Consider the following 16,280-nt stretch of genomic DNA (forward strand, 5'->3'; position numbering starts at 1 on the left):
CTGTCCAGAAAGCTCTGGCTTATTCAGAATGCTTAAATTAATGAACCGCCGTATACGGACCCGTACGTACGGTGGTGTGAGAGGTCGGTAGCCTAGCTACCTCCTACTCGATCGGCTGAGGGCTGTATCCCCGGGCCCCTCCGCCTAGGTAGGGCAATCCCCCCTTTGTTTAGTGGGGAAATAGGTGCCTTCCTATTTTTATGCGCAAGATTTGTTCTTTTTGAGCTCTTGGCTGCTTCTCGGTTCGCGGGACTAAAGCTCCGCTCATTTTGTTTCCTGGCGTACCTTTGGATTGCAATCTTTTCCTTTTTTTCTTGTTGGATAAGATCAAATAATTCTTCTTCATTTCTTACTTTCGCTCTTGGCTTGCGTGCTCGATTCTCTCGCACCCTCGCCTTTGTCGTCGGTTTATTCTGTTTCTTATTTATTGTTGTTTTATTTATTTCATTTCTTGCTCTTGTGTCGTTCCTCCACACTCGCTATGGCGGGACTAAAAAACGGCGCTCCTGATTTTTCCGTTTTTGATCAGGGCGTCGTTTTTAATTTTTGAAGGTATGTAATTTTGTACTGTTTTTACAGTATTTTTGGTATTTTTAATTTTTGAAGGTTTGATATTAATGACAGATTTGAAAGTTTGTTACGTTGGTTTGGTTCGTTGTTTTATTAGTTTACTTTGAGGTCGACGTTTCCTAGTCCATTGTCGAAGCTGGCACGCCATGTTCCTTTTTCTAGTGATGGTGGTAGGACGAATGTTCCTGACGATACTCTTTGATCCTTTAGTAGTTGTTTGCCTTGTTCGTCTAGTTTATTGACTAGCCATTGCAAGGACTTCAATGGATTGCCGAGTACTTCGGATGATTTTCCTGATTTTAGATTTTCGTCGTTGTGGTAAAGGGTGGCACTGACGTTTTCTAGGGCCTTTACGTCTTGGAATTTGTTGGTGTCGAACTCTTCGCCGTAGACTACTAGGCCACTGACTGCTCCGTCTGACATTACCATGTATTTGGATAAGCTAGGGAACCAGTCTTTGAATCTTGAATCGGGTACTTCTAGGGCTGGGGCTACGGTTGTTTTGTTCATTAGGTCTTCTAATGTGTCGTTTGGTGAGAGGTCTTCTTTTGCTCTAAAACACATTTCTACTTCTACCAAAGGCTCCATTAAGTCGTCTAGGTTTACTGTAGCCGGAGCTTTTAAAAAACGGTCGCGCATTTCTGCTCCGTATAGGGGTTCTGTTGAGTCGAACATGTCTTGGGTTTCTTTGCTAGTTAGGGATACTTTGTAGCCGCCTACTTCGCCTGGTTTGAGTCTCGTGAATTCATCTTGGACGTTATAAGCTTCTTGTTCGTTGGTTGCGTTGTTGCTCCAATCTGATTCCGTTAAGGGTTCGCGGTTGTTTAGGGCTGTTGATAGGGCGTTTGCGAAGGCCTTTTGGTTATTTGTTAGTGTTGTTTGGTTTTCCTTTACGGTTGTATTTTGTGTCATGAGTGATTCCTCCATAGAATTTATTTTTATTTAGATTTTTAATCTGAATCTGACTGTCGTTTTTAATGCCACTAATGTTGCTTTCCATAGGGAACCACCTCTTTTTGTTTTGATTTTTTAATTTAATAAAAAAACGCCCAATGATGACTATAGAGTCATCAAAGGACGTTTTCGCGTGTTACCACCTTTTATTTATAGCATTATTGCTAATGCTACCTTAAACAAACTGCAAGCAATTTGTCGGCACTGTAATGGGTGCAACCAGCGACTTCTACTTGAGACAACTCTTTTGAATCGCAACTGGCAGGGGATTGAGTTCGGTGTCTTGTTATTGCCTCGCATCGACCGGCAACTTTCTGAAACAGTTCGACCAACTCGTTTCCTGCTGAACGTTTTTTATTAAATTAATGATTGCTTGTAATTTAGTCCTATTTTGGAATGTTGTCAAGGATTAAATTAAAAAAATATTAGAAAATCTAATCTAATGTCATGAGTTATTTTCTGGCTATTAGTAGTAAAAAAAGCTAGAATTTTGTTAATATAAATTTTTTGTAATGGGGTGACATATTGGATAATGTGTTGGAAATTAAGCATTTAAATTATTCGGTAGAAGGTCAAGATATTTTAAAAGATATTAACTTGGATATTCCTCGAGGAACTTATTTAACTTTTCAAGGTCCATCAGGATCTGGTAAGAGCACCTTGATGCGCATTATTGCTTCGATGATCAATGCTACTTCTGGGGAAGTGTTGTTCAATGGTAAGCATTTGAGTGACTATGAACCGACGCTTTATCGGCAAAAAGTTTCTTATGCGTTTCAACAGCCAACTTTGTTTGGTAAGACAGTCAAGGACAATTTGGAATTTCCCTTTTTAGTCCGCGATAAGGAGTTTGACCAAAAATTAGTGACTAGTTATTTAGAGATGGTCAACTTAAATGAGTCATATATCGATAAGAGCGTTAATGACGTATCCGGTGGTGAAAAGCAGCGGATCGCTTTGTTGCGTAATTTGATTTTTCCACCAGAAGTATTGATCACTGACGAGGTCACAACGGGGTTAGATACTGACAACAAAGTTATCGTGCACGATTTGATCGACCGTTTTAACGAGAAACGTGGCGTTACGGTTTTACGAGTCACACACGATGAATCAGAAATTGCTGCAGCAAGTCACAAAGTTACGATTGAAAGTGGGGAGATCAAAGATGTCTGATTTAACAGTTTCGAATACGACTTTAGCCTTAGGATTTGTCTTAGTATTGATTGCCTTAGGTGTCGGCTATAAGGAAAAATTACATTTCAATAAAGATATTATTATCGGTGTCATCCGGGCAATCATTCAATTGTCGATTGTAGGGTACATCTTAAAATTTGTTATTAAGGCTGATGACATCTGGCTGACTTTAGCTTGTTTTGCCATTATCGTCATTAATGCCGGTTGGAATGCTGGTAAACGTGGTCAAGGGATTCCGAAGGCCATTCCGATCTCACTTTTTGCCATTGCTATCGATACAGTTTTGACCGTGACTATTTTAGTAGTGACTGGTTCGATCAAGTTTATTCCAGCACAAATCGTGCCATTTACCGGAATGGTCGCAAGTAATATCATGGTCGCCATTGGTTTGTGTTACCGCAATATGAAAACAACTTTTGCCGACCGTCATCAACAAGTTTTAGAAAAATTGGCTTTGGGAGCTGATATTAAGATGGCTTCCTCTGACATTTTGCGTGAAAGTATCAAGAGCGGTGTTCAACCAACAGTCGATTCAATCAAGACGATGGGGCTAGTTAGTCTGCCTGGTATGATGTCAGGTTTGATTTTTGCTGGGGTCGATCCAGTTAAAGCAATTAAATACCAAATTATGATTTGTTTTATGCTTTTAGGAAGTACTAGTTTGGGCTCGATTATCGCTTGCTATCTAGCTTACAAGCAGTTTTACAATGAGCAAAAACAACTTAATGATGAACTATTTTCATAAGATTACGAAAAATAGCCTACTATGTGGGCTGTTTTTTTTATATAATTGTCCTTAATAGGATGTGATGTAATGTGAAGTTAGCAGTCATTGAAATTGGATCTAACTCCATTAGAACATCAGTTTATCGCTCTTCAAAAAAGAATCGATTCAAAACACTTGACCGTTGGCGTGAACCCGTCAGATTAGGTAAATCGATCGCTCAAAGTCGACTTTTGACAAATGAACAAATAGAAGAAACAATTGATGTTCTAAAAGAATTTCAAAATAGAATTGAAAAATTTGAAGTAGATCGAATTAGTTTGATTGCTACTGCAGCTGTTCGACTAGCCAAGAATCAATCACAATTGATCTTTGCAGTCTTGAAAGAAACGGGCCTCAGACTTGAGGTCATCGATGAAAAAGAAGAAGCATACTACGATTACGTGGCGGTCCGCAACACCATGCGCATCAAAGATGCTTTAATTGTCGACGTTGGTGGCGGTAGTAGTGAAATCAGTCTCGCAAAGAAGGGACGTTTAAAGCAAGGACTCAGTATCCCGATCGGAGCCATTTCGATCTCGGATGTTTATTTAACGAGTGATCCCATTAAAGAAAGTGAGATCGCCAAAGCGCGTAAGGCAATCAACGAGCATCTAGATAGTTTGACCTGGATGAAGACACCGGCTACTTTTGTTGGGCTCGGTGGCACGATGAGAGCTTTAGCAAGTATTTTGAATCGCGAAGGAAAACGGAAGAAGACGCTCCACAACTCAGTGATCTCTTGTGAACAAGTCGATCAATTATTCGAACGCCTTTTACACGTTAATAACGAAGAAAGAAGTCAGATCAGAGAGCTCAGTGATGGCCGATATGAAGTCATTCTCGGTGGTATCTTGATCTTGTCAGAAATCATCAAAAAAACCCCCTCTAAAGAAATCCGTTTTTCGAATTTCGGTGTTAGAGAAGGTTATGTCTTTAATTACTTTTATAAAGCAGCCAGAAATAAGGATTAGGCCCGGCTTGGGATGATCATCTTAGCTTGATCTAAGATGTGACCGCTCATTTTATGGAGCAGTTCATTCATCCAAAAGCCTTCCTGAATGTCGAGGACTGTGTCCAAAGCGTAAGCTTTGATGACATAGTCGTGCGTTTTATCAGGTGGGTAAGGACCATTATATCCGACCATCAAGTCGGGATCGTTGTTGTCAAGCAAGGGACTAGCAGAACTGTTTTTTCCTTGAACGACAGCACCTGTGTCTACACGACTGAAGTTTTCTGGTAGACTTAATTGTGAAACGGGAATGTTAGCTGCTGTCCAGTGGATCCATTCGAAACCACAAACAGGGATCGAATCGGGATCAGTAAAGGTAAAAGCTAACGACTTAGTACCGTCAGGAATTTCTGAAAATTCAACAGGGAAACTAATTATTGGTTTCCCGTTTTTAATTTGATCACCTGTGGCGTATTTACCATACTTGTCAGGCAATGATCCATTGGTAAGTGATACGTTAATTTTCATAGGGATCTCCTTTGTAAATAGATTTGAGAGGTAATAAAATGGAACGAATAAATATTGATGATTTATCTGACAATATTGTAAAACAAATTAAACAAATAGAGCAAACTAGTAACAAAAAAGTCGAAGTATACAGTGACTTTGAAGATCAAAGTATTTTAACTTTGGATCAAGCTAGTCATACGACTGATGACACGACGATCAAAGTAGAGATCACCAATGAAAAGTTTGCTAGTTTCGTGTTATTGCACGAACTCTACCACATTCAATTAGAATTATCAGATCAACCAAAGATCTATACTGCCGTTACTAGCGGTCAAAATGATGTTGACGGTCGGATCCTTTCGACGGCTAACTCAATCTTTGAGACGTTGGAACATTCATTGATCATTGAGAAGCAATTGGACGATGGCAGTTTTGATGCTGAAACTAAAGAAGCATACTTAGCGGGGATCGAAAAGACGTTGAATCCTAATGTTCAGATCGATGCTGCTAATATGACTTTTTTCCGTGCCTTGATTTTGTTTGATGCCGTTATTTTTGGCAAAAAACGGGGCGATGCCGAATGGAAGCGTAACTATACTGATGCTTTCAAGTTCGTGGATAAAGCCGTTAATATTGCTGATAAAAATGATTTAACAGTGCCATTTGAATTTAGACGAGCACTGGTTAATATTTTGGATGCTTACAATGATCTGATCATTTCTAATGGCTATGAAAGCATGAACTACCACGAATATTTATCGATCACACCAGTCGTTTCGAAACACCAGTTACGTCTGAGCTTGAACCAAGTTTATCAGATCAAGCATTCAGTATTTAAGATGCGTGACACTCGCGAAGATGCTTTTCCATTGCTCGCTATTAATGATGGACAAAGCGTTGCTGCATTAGGATTTGACGTCAACAAGGTCAACCCTGAGTTTTATAAAGAGTTTTACCGACAATCAGTGGAAGAGACCTTTGAAGCCAACAATATCGATTATGTAATTAGATAGGGGATGGATTTCATGACAGAGAAGATTGAAGAATTAAAGGAACTAATTGACAAGGCACACCATATCGCCTTTTTGACAGGGGCAGGTGTTTCGACACCATCAGGTATTCCGGATTATCGTTCGAAGAATGGTTTATATAAGAAAGAAAAGTACGATTTTCCTCCAGAATACATGTTGAGCCACGACAATTTGATCAAGCACCCAGATATTTTTCATGAGTTTGTCGTTGAAAACATGTACTTCCCAGAGGCTGAACCTAACGTCATCCACAAGAAGATGGCAGAGATCAGTAATAAAAAAGGCGTTATTGTGACGCAAAATGTTGATAAATTGCACACTAAAGCCGGAGCTAAACATGTGGTTGAGTTCCACGGCAATTTATATGACAATATTCACTGCTTGAAGTGTGGCAAGGAGTTTGATTACAAACGATACATTAAAGATTATCGTCATCACGAAGACGATGGGATCATTCGTCCTGGTACAACAGTACTTTACGGCGAGGGTATCGATCCTAATAACTTACAAAATGCTATCATGGCAGTTTCTGAGGCAGACTTGATCGTCGTTGTCGGAACTAGTTTTAAGGTCTATCCATTTGCAGGACTACTTGAATACAGAAGTCCTAGTGCTAAATTAGTCGCTATTAATAAGGAAAATCTCGGTTTAGATTCTTCCGTTTTAGCAATCACTGATGATGCCGCAAATGTTTTCGACCAACTATAATAAATAGCTTTAAAAATGATATAATTGAAATCAATTTGATTAAGTGGAGGCTCTCTACATGACTACTGGAGACAAACAAACGTTTTACATCACTACGCCAATTTATTACCCATCCGGTAAATTAACGATTGGTAACTCATATACAACAATTGCTGCTGATACTTTGGCAAGATACAAACGTGCCGAAGGATACGACGTATTCTTCTTAACAGGTACTGACGAACACGGTCTAAAGATCGAAGAAAAAGCCGAAGCTAACCACATGCAACCACAAGAATACGTGGACATGATGGCAGCTAAGATCAAGGATCTTTGGAAATTACTCGAGATCTCAAATGACAAATTCATCAGAACAACTGACGATTACCATGTTAAAGCTGTTCAAAACATCGTTGAACGTCTGATCAAACAAGGCGACGTTTATTTAGGTGAGTACACTGGTTGGTATTCAGTCGACGATGAAGAGTACTTTACAGAATCACAATTGGCAGAAGTATATCGTGATAAAGACGGCAAGGTTATCGGTGGTAAAGCTCCATCAGGTCACGAAGTTCAATTAGTTAAAGAACCTTCATACTTTTTCAGAATGGGTAAATATGCTGACAGATTGTTGAAATATTATGAAGACAATCCGACATTTATCGAACCTGAGATCCGTAAGAACGAAATGATCAATAACTTCATCAAACCAGGCTTGGAAGACTTGGCTATGTCGAGAACTTCCTTCAACTGGGGTGTGCCAATTCCTGATGATCCTAAACACGTCGTTTACGTTTGGGTCGATGCTTTGTTGAACTATATTACTGCACTCGGCTATGGTACAGATGATGATTCATTGTTCAAACGTTACTGGCCTGCTAATGTCCAATTCGTTGGTAAGGAGATCGTTAGATTCCATACGATTTATTGGCCAATCATTTTGATGGCCTTAGGTATCGACCTTCCTAAACAAGTCTTCGGCCACGGTTGGTTGTTGATGAAAGACGGTAAGATGTCTAAGTCAAAAGGTAACGTTGTTTATCCAGAAATGTTAGTTGAACGTTACGGACTAGATTCACTACGTTATTACTTAATGCGCGCCATGCCATTTGGTAACGATGGTGTCTTCACTCCTGAAGACTATGTTGACAAGATCAATTACGACTTAGCCAACGACCTCGGAAACTTGTTGAATAGAACTATTTCCATGGTCAATAAATACGAAGACGGTAAAGTAACGACAGTTGAAAACGTAACTGACTTTGATCAATCGTTGATCGATGCATCAAAAGACGCTATTAAAGAATATCGTCAACACATGGACAAATTTGAATTTCCTGAAGCTTTAGCTAGTGTTTGGGCTTTCATCAGCCGTGCCAACAAGTACATCGATGAAACAAAACCTTGGTTATTAGCCAAAGATCCTGAAGCTAAACAAGAATTAGCTGCAGTCTTAGGTCACTTAGTAGAATCACTTCGTTTGATTGCCTTGATGATCAGCCCAGTCATGACACAATCACCTAAGAAGATTTTTGCTCAATTAGGTTTAGATTATGACAAGGATACCGTATTAGAATTTGGCGAAACTTCTGTTGGAACTACTGTAACTAGTGATCCTAAGCCAATCTTCCCACGTCTTGATGCTGATGAAGAAGTAGCTTACATCAAGGGTAAGATGGCTGAAGAACAAGCTAAAAATGGTAACGGTAAGTTGAGTAAGTCAGCTCAAGCAAAGGCTCAAGAACAAAAAGACAACGATGACGGTTTCCCTAAAGAAATTGAATTCGACGACTTTGCTAAAGTAAAAATGGTCGTGACCGAAGTCTTGGATGTTAAGCCAGTTGAAAACTCAGACAAGTTACTCCAATTCAAACTTGACGATGGTACTGGAATTGACCGTCAGATCCTTTCAGGGATGCACAAATACTATCCTGACTATAAAGAATTGATCGGTAAGAAGATCTTGGCAGTCGTTAACTTGAAGCCTCGGAAGATGGTCGGCGAATGGAGTAACGGAATGCTGCTATCAACTGAAAAAGGCGACGAAGTTAAATTAGCTATCGTTGACAATTCACACAAAAATGGAGCTATCTTAGGATAATGAAAATTTTTGATTCACACACACATTTAAACGATGAAGCTTTCCAAGGTCAGACGAAAGAGTACATTGCTAACGCTAAAGAACTCGACGTTGACGAAATGGCCATCATTGGTTCCAACGAAGAATTCAACATCGAAGCGATCCGTCTAGCTCAAAACTTTGAACCACTGCATGCCGTAGTCGGTTGGCATCCAGAATTTGCCAAAGAGTACAACGAAGAGCAATTAGTCAATCAGATCAAATTGCCCGAAGTAGTAGCTATTGGCGAGATCGGCTTAGACTATCACTGGGAAGAAGATCCAGCTCCAGAGATTCAAAAAGCTACCTTGATCAAGCAGTTGGATGTTGCTCAACAATACGACATGCCAGTATCGATCCACTGTCGTGATGCCTTTGACGACATGTATCAGATCTTAAAAGACCACGACATGTCCAAGAGTGGCATCATCATGCACAGTTTCAATGGCGACATTAACTGGTTGAACAAATTTTTAGACTTAGGTTTGCAAATTTCTTATAGTGGAGTAGTATCATTTAAAAATGCTCCGGAAGTTCATGAATCGGCGATCAATACACCACTCGATCGCCTGCTCGTTGAAACTGATGCGCCATATTTAACACCAGAACCTTATCGTGGACATCAAAACCAACCAGCCTACACGAGATATGTCGTTGATGCGATTGCTAAGCTCAAAGACATCTCGCCAGATGAAGTTGCGGAACATACTTTTAATAACGCGAGAAAAGTGTACAAACTAAATTAATATGAAGAAAATACAAGAAATAATCGTAGTCGAAGGAAAATCAGACACGAGCCGTTTACGCGACTGTCTAGGGGATGTCGATACGATTGAAACTAATGGCTCGGCGTTGAGTGAAGAGACGAAAGATCGTATCAAAGTGGCTCAAGAAAAACGCGGAGTCATTATTTTTACTGACCCAGATTTCAATGGCAACAGACTTCGGACCATCATCCAACAAGTCGTCCCAAACGCCAAACAAGCTTTTTTACCTAGGGCTCAAGCAGTTCCGAAGAAAAGCGACGGCAGCTTAGGAATCGAACACGCCAGTGATGCTGACATTAAAAAAGCACTCGAGTCAGTATATTCAATGAACGACATCAACTTTCAAAAGTATGACCAAGGCGACATGGTCGATTTGAAATTGATCGGCGACGTCGACTCAAAGATCCGTCGAGAGTACGTCGGCCAACAGTTGAAAATAGGCTATACTAATGCAAAACAATTTTTGAACCGTTTGAATATGTTTCAAATTGATCCCTTAGTATTACGTCAAGTTGTAAATAATTTTGATAAAGGAAAATCCCATGACACAAAATAGATTAAGCATCTCTGATCCGATCCGCACGAATGACATCATGCGCAAATATAAGCTACGTGCTAAGAAGAGCTTGGGTCAAAACTTTTTAACTAGTGAAAAGGTCTTAGACGATATCGTCGATGCGAGCCAATTGCAGCCAGATGAAATCGCCATCGAGATCGGACCTGGTATTGGAGCACTGACAGAGAAATTAGCGCAAGTAGCAGAACATGTCTACGCCTTTGAGATCGACGACAGTTTAATGCCAGTTTTAGCAGACACACTCAGCTATTACGACAACATCGACGTCATCAACCAAGACATCTTAGACGTCGACTTAGACCAATTCGTCAAAGACCATGGCTTAGAAGGCAAGACCATCAAGGTAGTAGCCAACTTGCCATACTACATCACCACACCGATCATGCTAAACTTGATCAACAGTGACTATCCGTTCAAGTCGTTAGTCTTAATGATGCAAAAGGAAGTAGCACAAAGAATAACGGCTAACCCAGGCCACAGAGAATACGGCTCACTAACTATTGGAGTTCAAACGAGAATGGCCACTAGGATCGACAGAATAGTAGGAAAAAATTCCTTCATCCCAAGACCAAAAGTAGACTCAGCCGTAGTAGTCTTAGAAAGACTAGATCAAGCAAACGAAGGCATAACCGACTTAAAATACTTCAACAAACTAATTTGTTCATCTTTCGCCCAAAAGCGCAAGAGCTTGATGAACAACTTATTAAATTGGCAAGGACGTACCGACGAAAATCGTGCTAAACTAAAACAAGTATTTGCTGATTGCGGACTAGAAGAAAACGTCCGAGCAGAACAAGTATCGATCGCTCAATTCAAAAAAATGGCCACACAATTACAAGAAACTTTTAAAAAATAAAATAACGTTTACATTTTTGTAACATTCTTGAAAAAAAGAAACAAACGTGATATAATTTTGTGCCTAAGGAGTGATTATTATATGCCAACGTCATTACAAACAATCAAGTCAAACTTGGATCAACATCTAGGTGAAAACTTGACGGTAGTTGCACAAGCGGGACGTAAGAAAGTAATTCGTCGTCGAGGAACGTTATCAGAAACATTCCACTCAGTATTCGTAGTCAACCTAGACCAAAATGAAAACTCTTTCGAAAGAGTATCATACAGCTATGCTGACCTACTAACAAAATCGATCGACATCACATTCGACAGTGAAGTCGAAGAGGCAAACGAGGAAGAAGCAGACGCAGAGTAATCATGCTTCTTAGTAAAAAACCACATCATTGATGTGGTTTTTTTGTTTGGTTTTGGTTTTGGGTTTTATAGTGGATGTAGTTTTGGTGGAGGTTCACTGCCGGTTCTGCGGGAGGGTTCCGGAAAACTCGCCGTGGAACGCCATGGGCACCACTCTGAGCTATCCGGGGAGTTCGCCCGGACATCTCACAGCTGGGCCTTTCACTAGGCAATAAATTGCCAAGTGAAATTTCATGGCTGACGGTGATTTTCCTCCACCCTCCCGCAGAACCTAAATTAAACCAAAATCTGGTTGGGGGTGGGGATACGGTACTTATTTATTTTCTACAAAATTGCAGCGATTTGGTTGGATTTCCCTAGCTTTGTGTCAGTCCTACGATTCAGTTTTGTTTTGTTTATCTTGTTGAGTTTTGTTGAGCACCTCATCGGTTGGTATATCTTTCCCTCAAGCACTTCACAAGCGAAGCGATGGTCTTCAAGGAACTTATTCAAATGGCCTTAACCGCCAGTTGTTACGAACAAAACAGGCAGATCAATCAGTAAAATAGTACTCGATAGAAATTAAGAGTTTCACCAAAAAAGATGGACAAGATAGGGAGAGAAGAAGAAATTGTATCAACAAAAAAACGAAGGTAGGCCTGTCAAATCACAAGAGAGAGAGTTTTATACAACCTTAGGTTCTGGGGGGTGGAAGGAATTCGCTGTCAGCCATGAAATTTCACTTAGCGGTTTACCGCTTAGTGAAAGACCCAGCTTTGAAACAAGCGGGTGGTCTTCCCGATTGGTTCAAAGTGGCGTCCATGGCGTTCCACAGCGCAATTCCTGGAACCCCCCAGAACCGGCAATGAACCTCCACAAAAAATCCCAAGCAAAATCCGCCCAACTCCTATCACACACCTAAAAAAAACCTCTAAAAAACCCAAAACCCGAATAAAAACTATCGAACGCCACAAAAAAAGGTTGTAATCCTTAATGAAAAAGCGGAAAATGAGTGAATTGTTGGGAAAAATACTTTATAATTTTATGCATGAATTGTTTTTTAGGAGAATGAACTATGAAAACACGAAGAAGTGAACGATTAATAGACATGACGCGTTATTTGTTGGAGAGACCCCACACTTTGATCTCGCTAGCATTTTTTGCCGACCGCTATGAATCGGCTAAGTCATCGATCTCAGAAGACTTAGGCATCTTACGTCGGACCTTTATGATCCGCGGAACAGGTGTACTTGAGACATTGCCTGGTGCAGGTGGAGGAGTGATTTTTACTCCTGGTATTTCTAAAAAAGAAGCTGTTGAATTCATTGATAACGTCAAACAACGTCTAACAGAGCCTGATCGGATCTTACCTGGTGGCTATGTTTATTTAACGGACTTATTAGCAGAACCAAGTTTATTGAGAACAATTGGTCGCATGATTGCCACACAATATTCGCAAAGCTCGATCGACGTCGTTATGACCGTTGCAACCAAGGGGATTCCGATCGCCCAGAGTGTAGCTAGCTTTTTAAATATTCCATTTGTGATCGTCCGTCGTGATTCGAAGATCACTGAAGGTTCAACCATTAGTGTCAATTATGCTTCGGGGTCATCTGACCGGATCGAAAAAATGGAACTTTCTAAGCGTTCATTAGCTGAAGGCTCACGAGTATTAGTAGTCGATGACTTCATGAAGGGTGGCGGTACTATTAATGGTATGCGCAGCTTGATCAATGAGTTCAACGCTATTTTTGTTGGTGTCACAGTCTTTGCAGAAAATGCTTTGATCGATCCAGAGGTTCGTGACTCTGATGTTACGTCAATTTTTAAGGTCAAAGATATCGATCAAGAAAACAAGATTATTAACATAATTAACGGAGATTATTTAGATAAGACTGATTTCAGTTATTTCGAATAAAAGTAGATTGAGGCTCGGCCTCTAAAAATGCTATTATAGATATATATTTGTCTGACTGAAAGGAAGTTTCCAATGTCTAATCGCTATGTAATAATCCTAGCTGCTGGTATGGGTACAAGAATGAAGTCAAAACTTTATAAAGTACTTCAACCAGTTGCGGGTAAGGCTATGGTCGATCACGTGGTAACCCAAGTCGAAAAGGTCAAACCTGACTTGATCGAGACCGTGATCGGAAATGGTGCCGAAAAGGTCAAAGACTTACTCGGCGACCGTACAAAATACGCCTTGCAAGAAGAACAGTTAGGTACAGGTCACGCTGTACTACAAGCTGAGAAAGATCTTGGTGGTAAAGAAGGTATGACACTAGTAGTTAGTGGTGATACACCTTTACTTACCGCAGACACTTTCCAAAAAATATTCGACTACCACGAAGAACAAAATGCTGCTGTAACTATTTTGACAGCTCACGCTGACGATCCTTTCAGTTATGGAAGAATCATCCGTGACCAAAGAGGTAACGTGGCTAAAGTCGTTGAACAAAAAGATGCAACTGAAGAAGAAAAGGCTATTCAAGAAATAAACACTGGTGTTTACTGCTTTGATAACCAAATGCTCTTTGAAAACTTGCACTCCGTTAACAATGATAACGCTCAAGGTGAATACTACTTACCTGATGTAGTTTCTATTTTGAAATCACAAGGTGAGAAGATCGTTGCTTATCAAATGAGTGACTTGAGTGAATCGATCGGTGTTAATGATCGTGTTGCTTTATCACAAGCTGAGAAATTAATGCAAAAGCGCATTAACGAAGCTCATATGCGTGATGGTGTAACAATCGTTGATCCTGAGAACACTTATATCGACGTCGATGTTGAGATCGGAAACGATACAACAATCGAACCTAACGTTAAGATATTTGGTGATACTAAGATCGGATCAGATTGCCTGATCGGACTTGGCTCCAGATTAAATAACGCTACGATCAAAGACGGAGTAACTGTCATTAGCTCAACTATCGAAAATGCGATCATGCGTGAAGGCAGCAACATCGGCCCGAACTCACATCTTCGTCCTAAAGCTGATATCGGTAAAGAAGTTCATATCGGTAACTTCTGTGAAGTCAAAAACGCTACAATTGGTGATCGTACGAAGATCGGCCACTTGTCATACGTTGGCGATGCCACATTAGGTACAGATATCAATGTTGGCTGTGGAGTAGTCTTCGTCAATTATGATGGCGTTAAGAAATTCCACAGTAACATTGGAGATCGTTCCTTCATCGGTTCAAATTCGAATATCATTGCTCCAGTAGATATGGCAGATCATTCATTTATCGCTGCCGGTTCAACTGTCAACAAAGATATTCCTAAGCACGCAATGGCGATTGCGCGTTCTAGACAAACCAATAAAGAAGATTATTGGGACAAACTACCACTATCAAAAAGTGAAGAATGGAAATAAAAGGTGAGAGATTAATGGCATATAAAGATAATGAACGTCCGCTCAAAATTTTTGCATTAAATTCAAACAAACCTTTAGCAGAAAAAATTGCTAAAGAAGTTGGGATTCCTTTAGGAAAATCATCCGTTACACGTTTTAGTGATGGTGAAATTCAAATCAACATCGAAGAAAGTATTCGTGGAGCTGATGTTTTCTTGATCCAATCAACATCAGCACCAGTTAACGATAACTTGATGGAACTTTTGATCATGGTCGATGCACTTAAACGTGCTTCAGCTCATTTCATCAGTGTAGTTATTCCTTACTACGGTTATGCAAGACAAGATCGTAAATCAAGATCACGTGAACCTATTACTGCTAAATTAGTCGCTAATATGCTTCAACGTGCCGGAGTAAACCGTGTACTAGCCCTTGACTTGCACGCTGCTCAAATCCAAGGATTTTTCGATATTCCTGTTGACCACTTGATGGGTGCTCCATTGTTGGCTGACTATTTCTTGTCAAACCATCTTGAAGAAGATGCCGTTGTAGTCTCACCAGACCACGGTGGTGTTACACGTGCTAGAAAATTAGCAGAATTTTTGAAATCGCCAATTGCAATCATTGATAAACGTCGTCCACGTGCAAACGTAGCCGAAGTTATGAACATCATTGGTAACGTAAAAGGCAAACGTGCCATCATCATCGATGATATGATCGATACAGCTGGTACTATCACATTAGCATCACAAGCATTGATCGATGCCGGTGCTACTGAGGTATACGCAAGTTGTACCCACCCAATTCTTTCAGGCCCAGCTATTGAAAGAATCGAAGCCTCACCAATCAAGAAGTTGATCGTTACTGATTCAATCAATCTTCCACAAGAGAAGGTTATCGACAGAATGGTTCAAGTTTCTGTTGGTCCTCTTATTGGTGATGCTATTCAACGTATTCATAATAATGAACCGGTTAGTCCGTTGTTTACTAATCGTTTCCAGAGAAGTAATAAGAAGTAGAGTTTTAGGATTGGCTTTGAGGTCTTTGTGATCTTGAAGCTTTTTTTGTTTGGGATTTTTATTGTGGTGTAGTTTGGTGTGTGGTTCACTGCCGGTTCTGCGGAGGGTTCCGGGAATTGCGCCGTGGAACGCTGCGGGCCAACTTTGAGCTATCCAAGGAAGACCGCCTTGGACATCTCAAAGCTTGACCTTTTCGTAAGCACGGCCCATGCCGTGCAAACGAAAATTTCGCGGCTGACGGCGAATTCCCTGGATAAAACTCTACTTTGGGGTGGGGGTACGGTACTTATTTGATTTCTGCTTGATTGCTGCGATTTGGTTGGAGTTCCTTATTTTTGGTTTGTTCTTACGATTTTGGTTTGTTTTTCATATCTGTTTGATTTTTTATTTGGGATTTCATCGGTTGGTATTTTGTTTTGTTTTTTTCTTGCTCTTTGAATGCTCCTTCGTCGCTTCAAAATCGCGGTAGTTGAGAATTGTTGAGATTGTATTTTGTTTATCATTTATCATTATTTGATCAATGGTTAATTGCTTTGTTGATTTTCTATATCTTTTTGTGCTGCTTTTAGGATTCCCTCGATCTTTTTG

The 16,280-nt window shown here is 40.2% G+C and carries 15 protein-coding genes; 13 read left to right on the plus strand and 2 right to left on the minus strand.

Annotated features, from left to right (window positions below):
* Nucleotides 1-663 precede the first annotated feature (663 nt).
* The gene (locus EKM69_RS00005) at nucleotides 664-1,497 is read right to left on the minus strand and encodes a 2-keto-4-pentenoate hydratase (protein WP_404825380.1); all 834 of its coding nucleotides are present in this window, start codon (nucleotides 1,495-1,497) and stop codon (nucleotides 664-666) included.
* Between the two features lie 552 nt (nucleotides 1,498-2,049).
* Here EKM69_RS00005 and EKM69_RS00010 point away from each other — a divergent pair.
* The 3 genes from EKM69_RS00010 (at nucleotide 2,050) to EKM69_RS00020 (ending at nucleotide 4,455) form a co-directional block, all read left to right on the plus strand.
* Nucleotides 2,050-2,697: an ABC transporter ATP-binding protein gene (locus EKM69_RS00010; protein WP_125706849.1), complete on the plus strand. Its 648-nt coding sequence runs from the start codon at nucleotides 2,050-2,052 to the stop codon at nucleotides 2,695-2,697.
* Nucleotides 2,690-3,463: an ABC transporter permease gene (locus EKM69_RS00015; RefSeq protein ID WP_125706851.1), complete on the plus strand. Its 774-nt coding sequence runs from the start codon at nucleotides 2,690-2,692 to the stop codon at nucleotides 3,461-3,463. Before EKM69_RS00010 ends, EKM69_RS00015 begins: the two co-directional genes overlap by 8 nt.
* 71 nt (nucleotides 3,464-3,534) lie before the next feature.
* Nucleotides 3,535-4,455 (plus strand): Ppx/GppA phosphatase family protein, encoded by a 921-nt coding sequence (locus EKM69_RS00020; RefSeq protein WP_125706853.1) that lies wholly within the window; start codon nucleotides 3,535-3,537, stop codon nucleotides 4,453-4,455.
* Here the strand turns inward: EKM69_RS00020 and EKM69_RS00025 are convergent.
* Complete coding sequence (locus tag EKM69_RS00025; protein ID WP_125706855.1) at nucleotides 4,452-4,961, minus strand: YbhB/YbcL family Raf kinase inhibitor-like protein; 510 nt, start codon at nucleotides 4,959-4,961, stop codon at nucleotides 4,452-4,454. The genes EKM69_RS00020 and EKM69_RS00025 overlap by 4 nt on opposite strands.
* Before the next feature lie 38 nt (nucleotides 4,962-4,999).
* Here EKM69_RS00025 and EKM69_RS00030 point away from each other — a divergent pair, with 38 nt between their 5' ends.
* The 10 genes from EKM69_RS00030 to EKM69_RS00075 all read left to right on the plus strand — a co-directional run bounded on the left by EKM69_RS00030 (nucleotide 5,000) and on the right by EKM69_RS00075 (nucleotide 15,692).
* The gene (locus EKM69_RS00030) at nucleotides 5,000-5,956 is read left to right on the plus strand and encodes a hypothetical protein (protein ID WP_125706857.1); all 957 of its coding nucleotides are present in this window, start codon (nucleotides 5,000-5,002) and stop codon (nucleotides 5,954-5,956) included.
* A gap of 24 nt (nucleotides 5,957-5,980) precedes the next feature.
* Nucleotides 5,981-6,682, plus strand: a complete 702-nt coding sequence (locus EKM69_RS00035) for an NAD-dependent protein deacylase (RefSeq protein ID WP_164505804.1) — start codon at nucleotides 5,981-5,983, stop codon at nucleotides 6,680-6,682.
* Nucleotides 6,683-6,740: 58 nt separating this feature from the next.
* The gene (metG, locus tag EKM69_RS00040; RefSeq protein ID WP_125706861.1) at nucleotides 6,741-8,762 is read left to right on the plus strand and encodes a methionine--tRNA ligase; all 2,022 of its coding nucleotides are present in this window, start codon (nucleotides 6,741-6,743) and stop codon (nucleotides 8,760-8,762) included.
* Nucleotides 8,762-9,526: a TatD family hydrolase gene (locus EKM69_RS00045; protein WP_125706863.1), complete on the plus strand. Its 765-nt coding sequence runs from the start codon at nucleotides 8,762-8,764 to the stop codon at nucleotides 9,524-9,526. Before metG ends, EKM69_RS00045 begins: the two co-directional genes overlap by 1 nt.
* Nucleotide 9,527: 1 nt before the next feature.
* A complete protein-coding gene (gene rnmV / locus EKM69_RS00050; RefSeq protein ID WP_125706865.1) occupies nucleotides 9,528-10,103 on the plus strand; it encodes a ribonuclease M5 in 576 nt (191 codons plus the stop codon).
* Nucleotides 10,090-10,980, plus strand: coding sequence for a 16S rRNA (adenine(1518)-N(6)/adenine(1519)-N(6))-dimethyltransferase RsmA (gene rsmA / locus EKM69_RS00055; protein WP_125706867.1), 891 nt, complete (start codon nucleotides 10,090-10,092; stop codon nucleotides 10,978-10,980). The genes rnmV and rsmA overlap by 14 nt, the downstream gene beginning before the upstream one ends.
* 81 nt (nucleotides 10,981-11,061) lie before the next feature.
* Entirely contained in the window at nucleotides 11,062-11,337 is a 276-nt protein-coding gene (locus EKM69_RS00060; RefSeq protein WP_125706868.1) for a Veg family protein, read from the plus strand.
* Nucleotides 11,338-12,390: 1,053 nt separating this feature from the next.
* The gene (gene purR / locus EKM69_RS00065) at nucleotides 12,391-13,233 is read left to right on the plus strand and encodes a pur operon repressor (RefSeq protein WP_125706870.1); all 843 of its coding nucleotides are present in this window, start codon (nucleotides 12,391-12,393) and stop codon (nucleotides 13,231-13,233) included.
* Between the two features lie 72 nt (nucleotides 13,234-13,305).
* The gene (gene glmU / locus EKM69_RS00070) at nucleotides 13,306-14,694 is read left to right on the plus strand and encodes a bifunctional UDP-N-acetylglucosamine diphosphorylase/glucosamine-1-phosphate N-acetyltransferase GlmU (RefSeq protein WP_125706872.1); all 1,389 of its coding nucleotides are present in this window, start codon (nucleotides 13,306-13,308) and stop codon (nucleotides 14,692-14,694) included.
* A gap of 14 nt (nucleotides 14,695-14,708) precedes the next feature.
* Entirely contained in the window at nucleotides 14,709-15,692 is a 984-nt protein-coding gene (locus EKM69_RS00075) for a ribose-phosphate diphosphokinase (protein WP_125706874.1), read from the plus strand.
* Nucleotides 15,693-16,280: the final 588 nt, after the last annotated feature.

It is taken from the genome of Companilactobacillus zhongbaensis (assembly GCF_003946515.1).
Lineage (GTDB): Bacteria > Bacillota > Bacilli > Lactobacillales > Lactobacillaceae > Companilactobacillus > Companilactobacillus zhongbaensis.

Coding starts and splice junctions, on each gene's coding strand:
- EKM69_RS00005 (WP_404825380.1), bottom strand. CDS start 1,497: ATGGAGGAATCACTCATGACACAAAATACAACCGTAAAGGAAAACCAA.
- EKM69_RS00015 (WP_125706851.1), top strand. CDS start 2,690: ATGTCTGATTTAACAGTTTCGAATACGACTTTAGCCTTAGGATTTGTC.
- EKM69_RS00025 (WP_125706855.1), bottom strand. CDS start 4,961: ATGAAAATTAACGTATCACTTACCAATGGATCATTGCCTGACAAGTAT.
- EKM69_RS00030 (WP_125706857.1), top strand. CDS start 5,000: ATGGAACGAATAAATATTGATGATTTATCTGACAATATTGTAAAACAA.
- metG (WP_125706861.1), top strand. CDS start 6,741: ATGACTACTGGAGACAAACAAACGTTTTACATCACTACGCCAATTTAT.
- EKM69_RS00045 (WP_125706863.1), top strand. CDS start 8,762: ATGAAAATTTTTGATTCACACACACATTTAAACGATGAAGCTTTCCAA.
- rnmV (WP_125706865.1), top strand. CDS start 9,528: ATGAAGAAAATACAAGAAATAATCGTAGTCGAAGGAAAATCAGACACG.
- rsmA (WP_125706867.1), top strand. CDS start 10,090: ATGACACAAAATAGATTAAGCATCTCTGATCCGATCCGCACGAATGAC.
- EKM69_RS00060 (WP_125706868.1), top strand. CDS start 11,062: ATGCCAACGTCATTACAAACAATCAAGTCAAACTTGGATCAACATCTA.
- purR (WP_125706870.1), top strand. CDS start 12,391: ATGAAAACACGAAGAAGTGAACGATTAATAGACATGACGCGTTATTTG.
- glmU (WP_125706872.1), top strand. CDS start 13,306: ATGTCTAATCGCTATGTAATAATCCTAGCTGCTGGTATGGGTACAAGA.
- EKM69_RS00075 (WP_125706874.1), top strand. CDS start 14,709: ATGGCATATAAAGATAATGAACGTCCGCTCAAAATTTTTGCATTAAAT.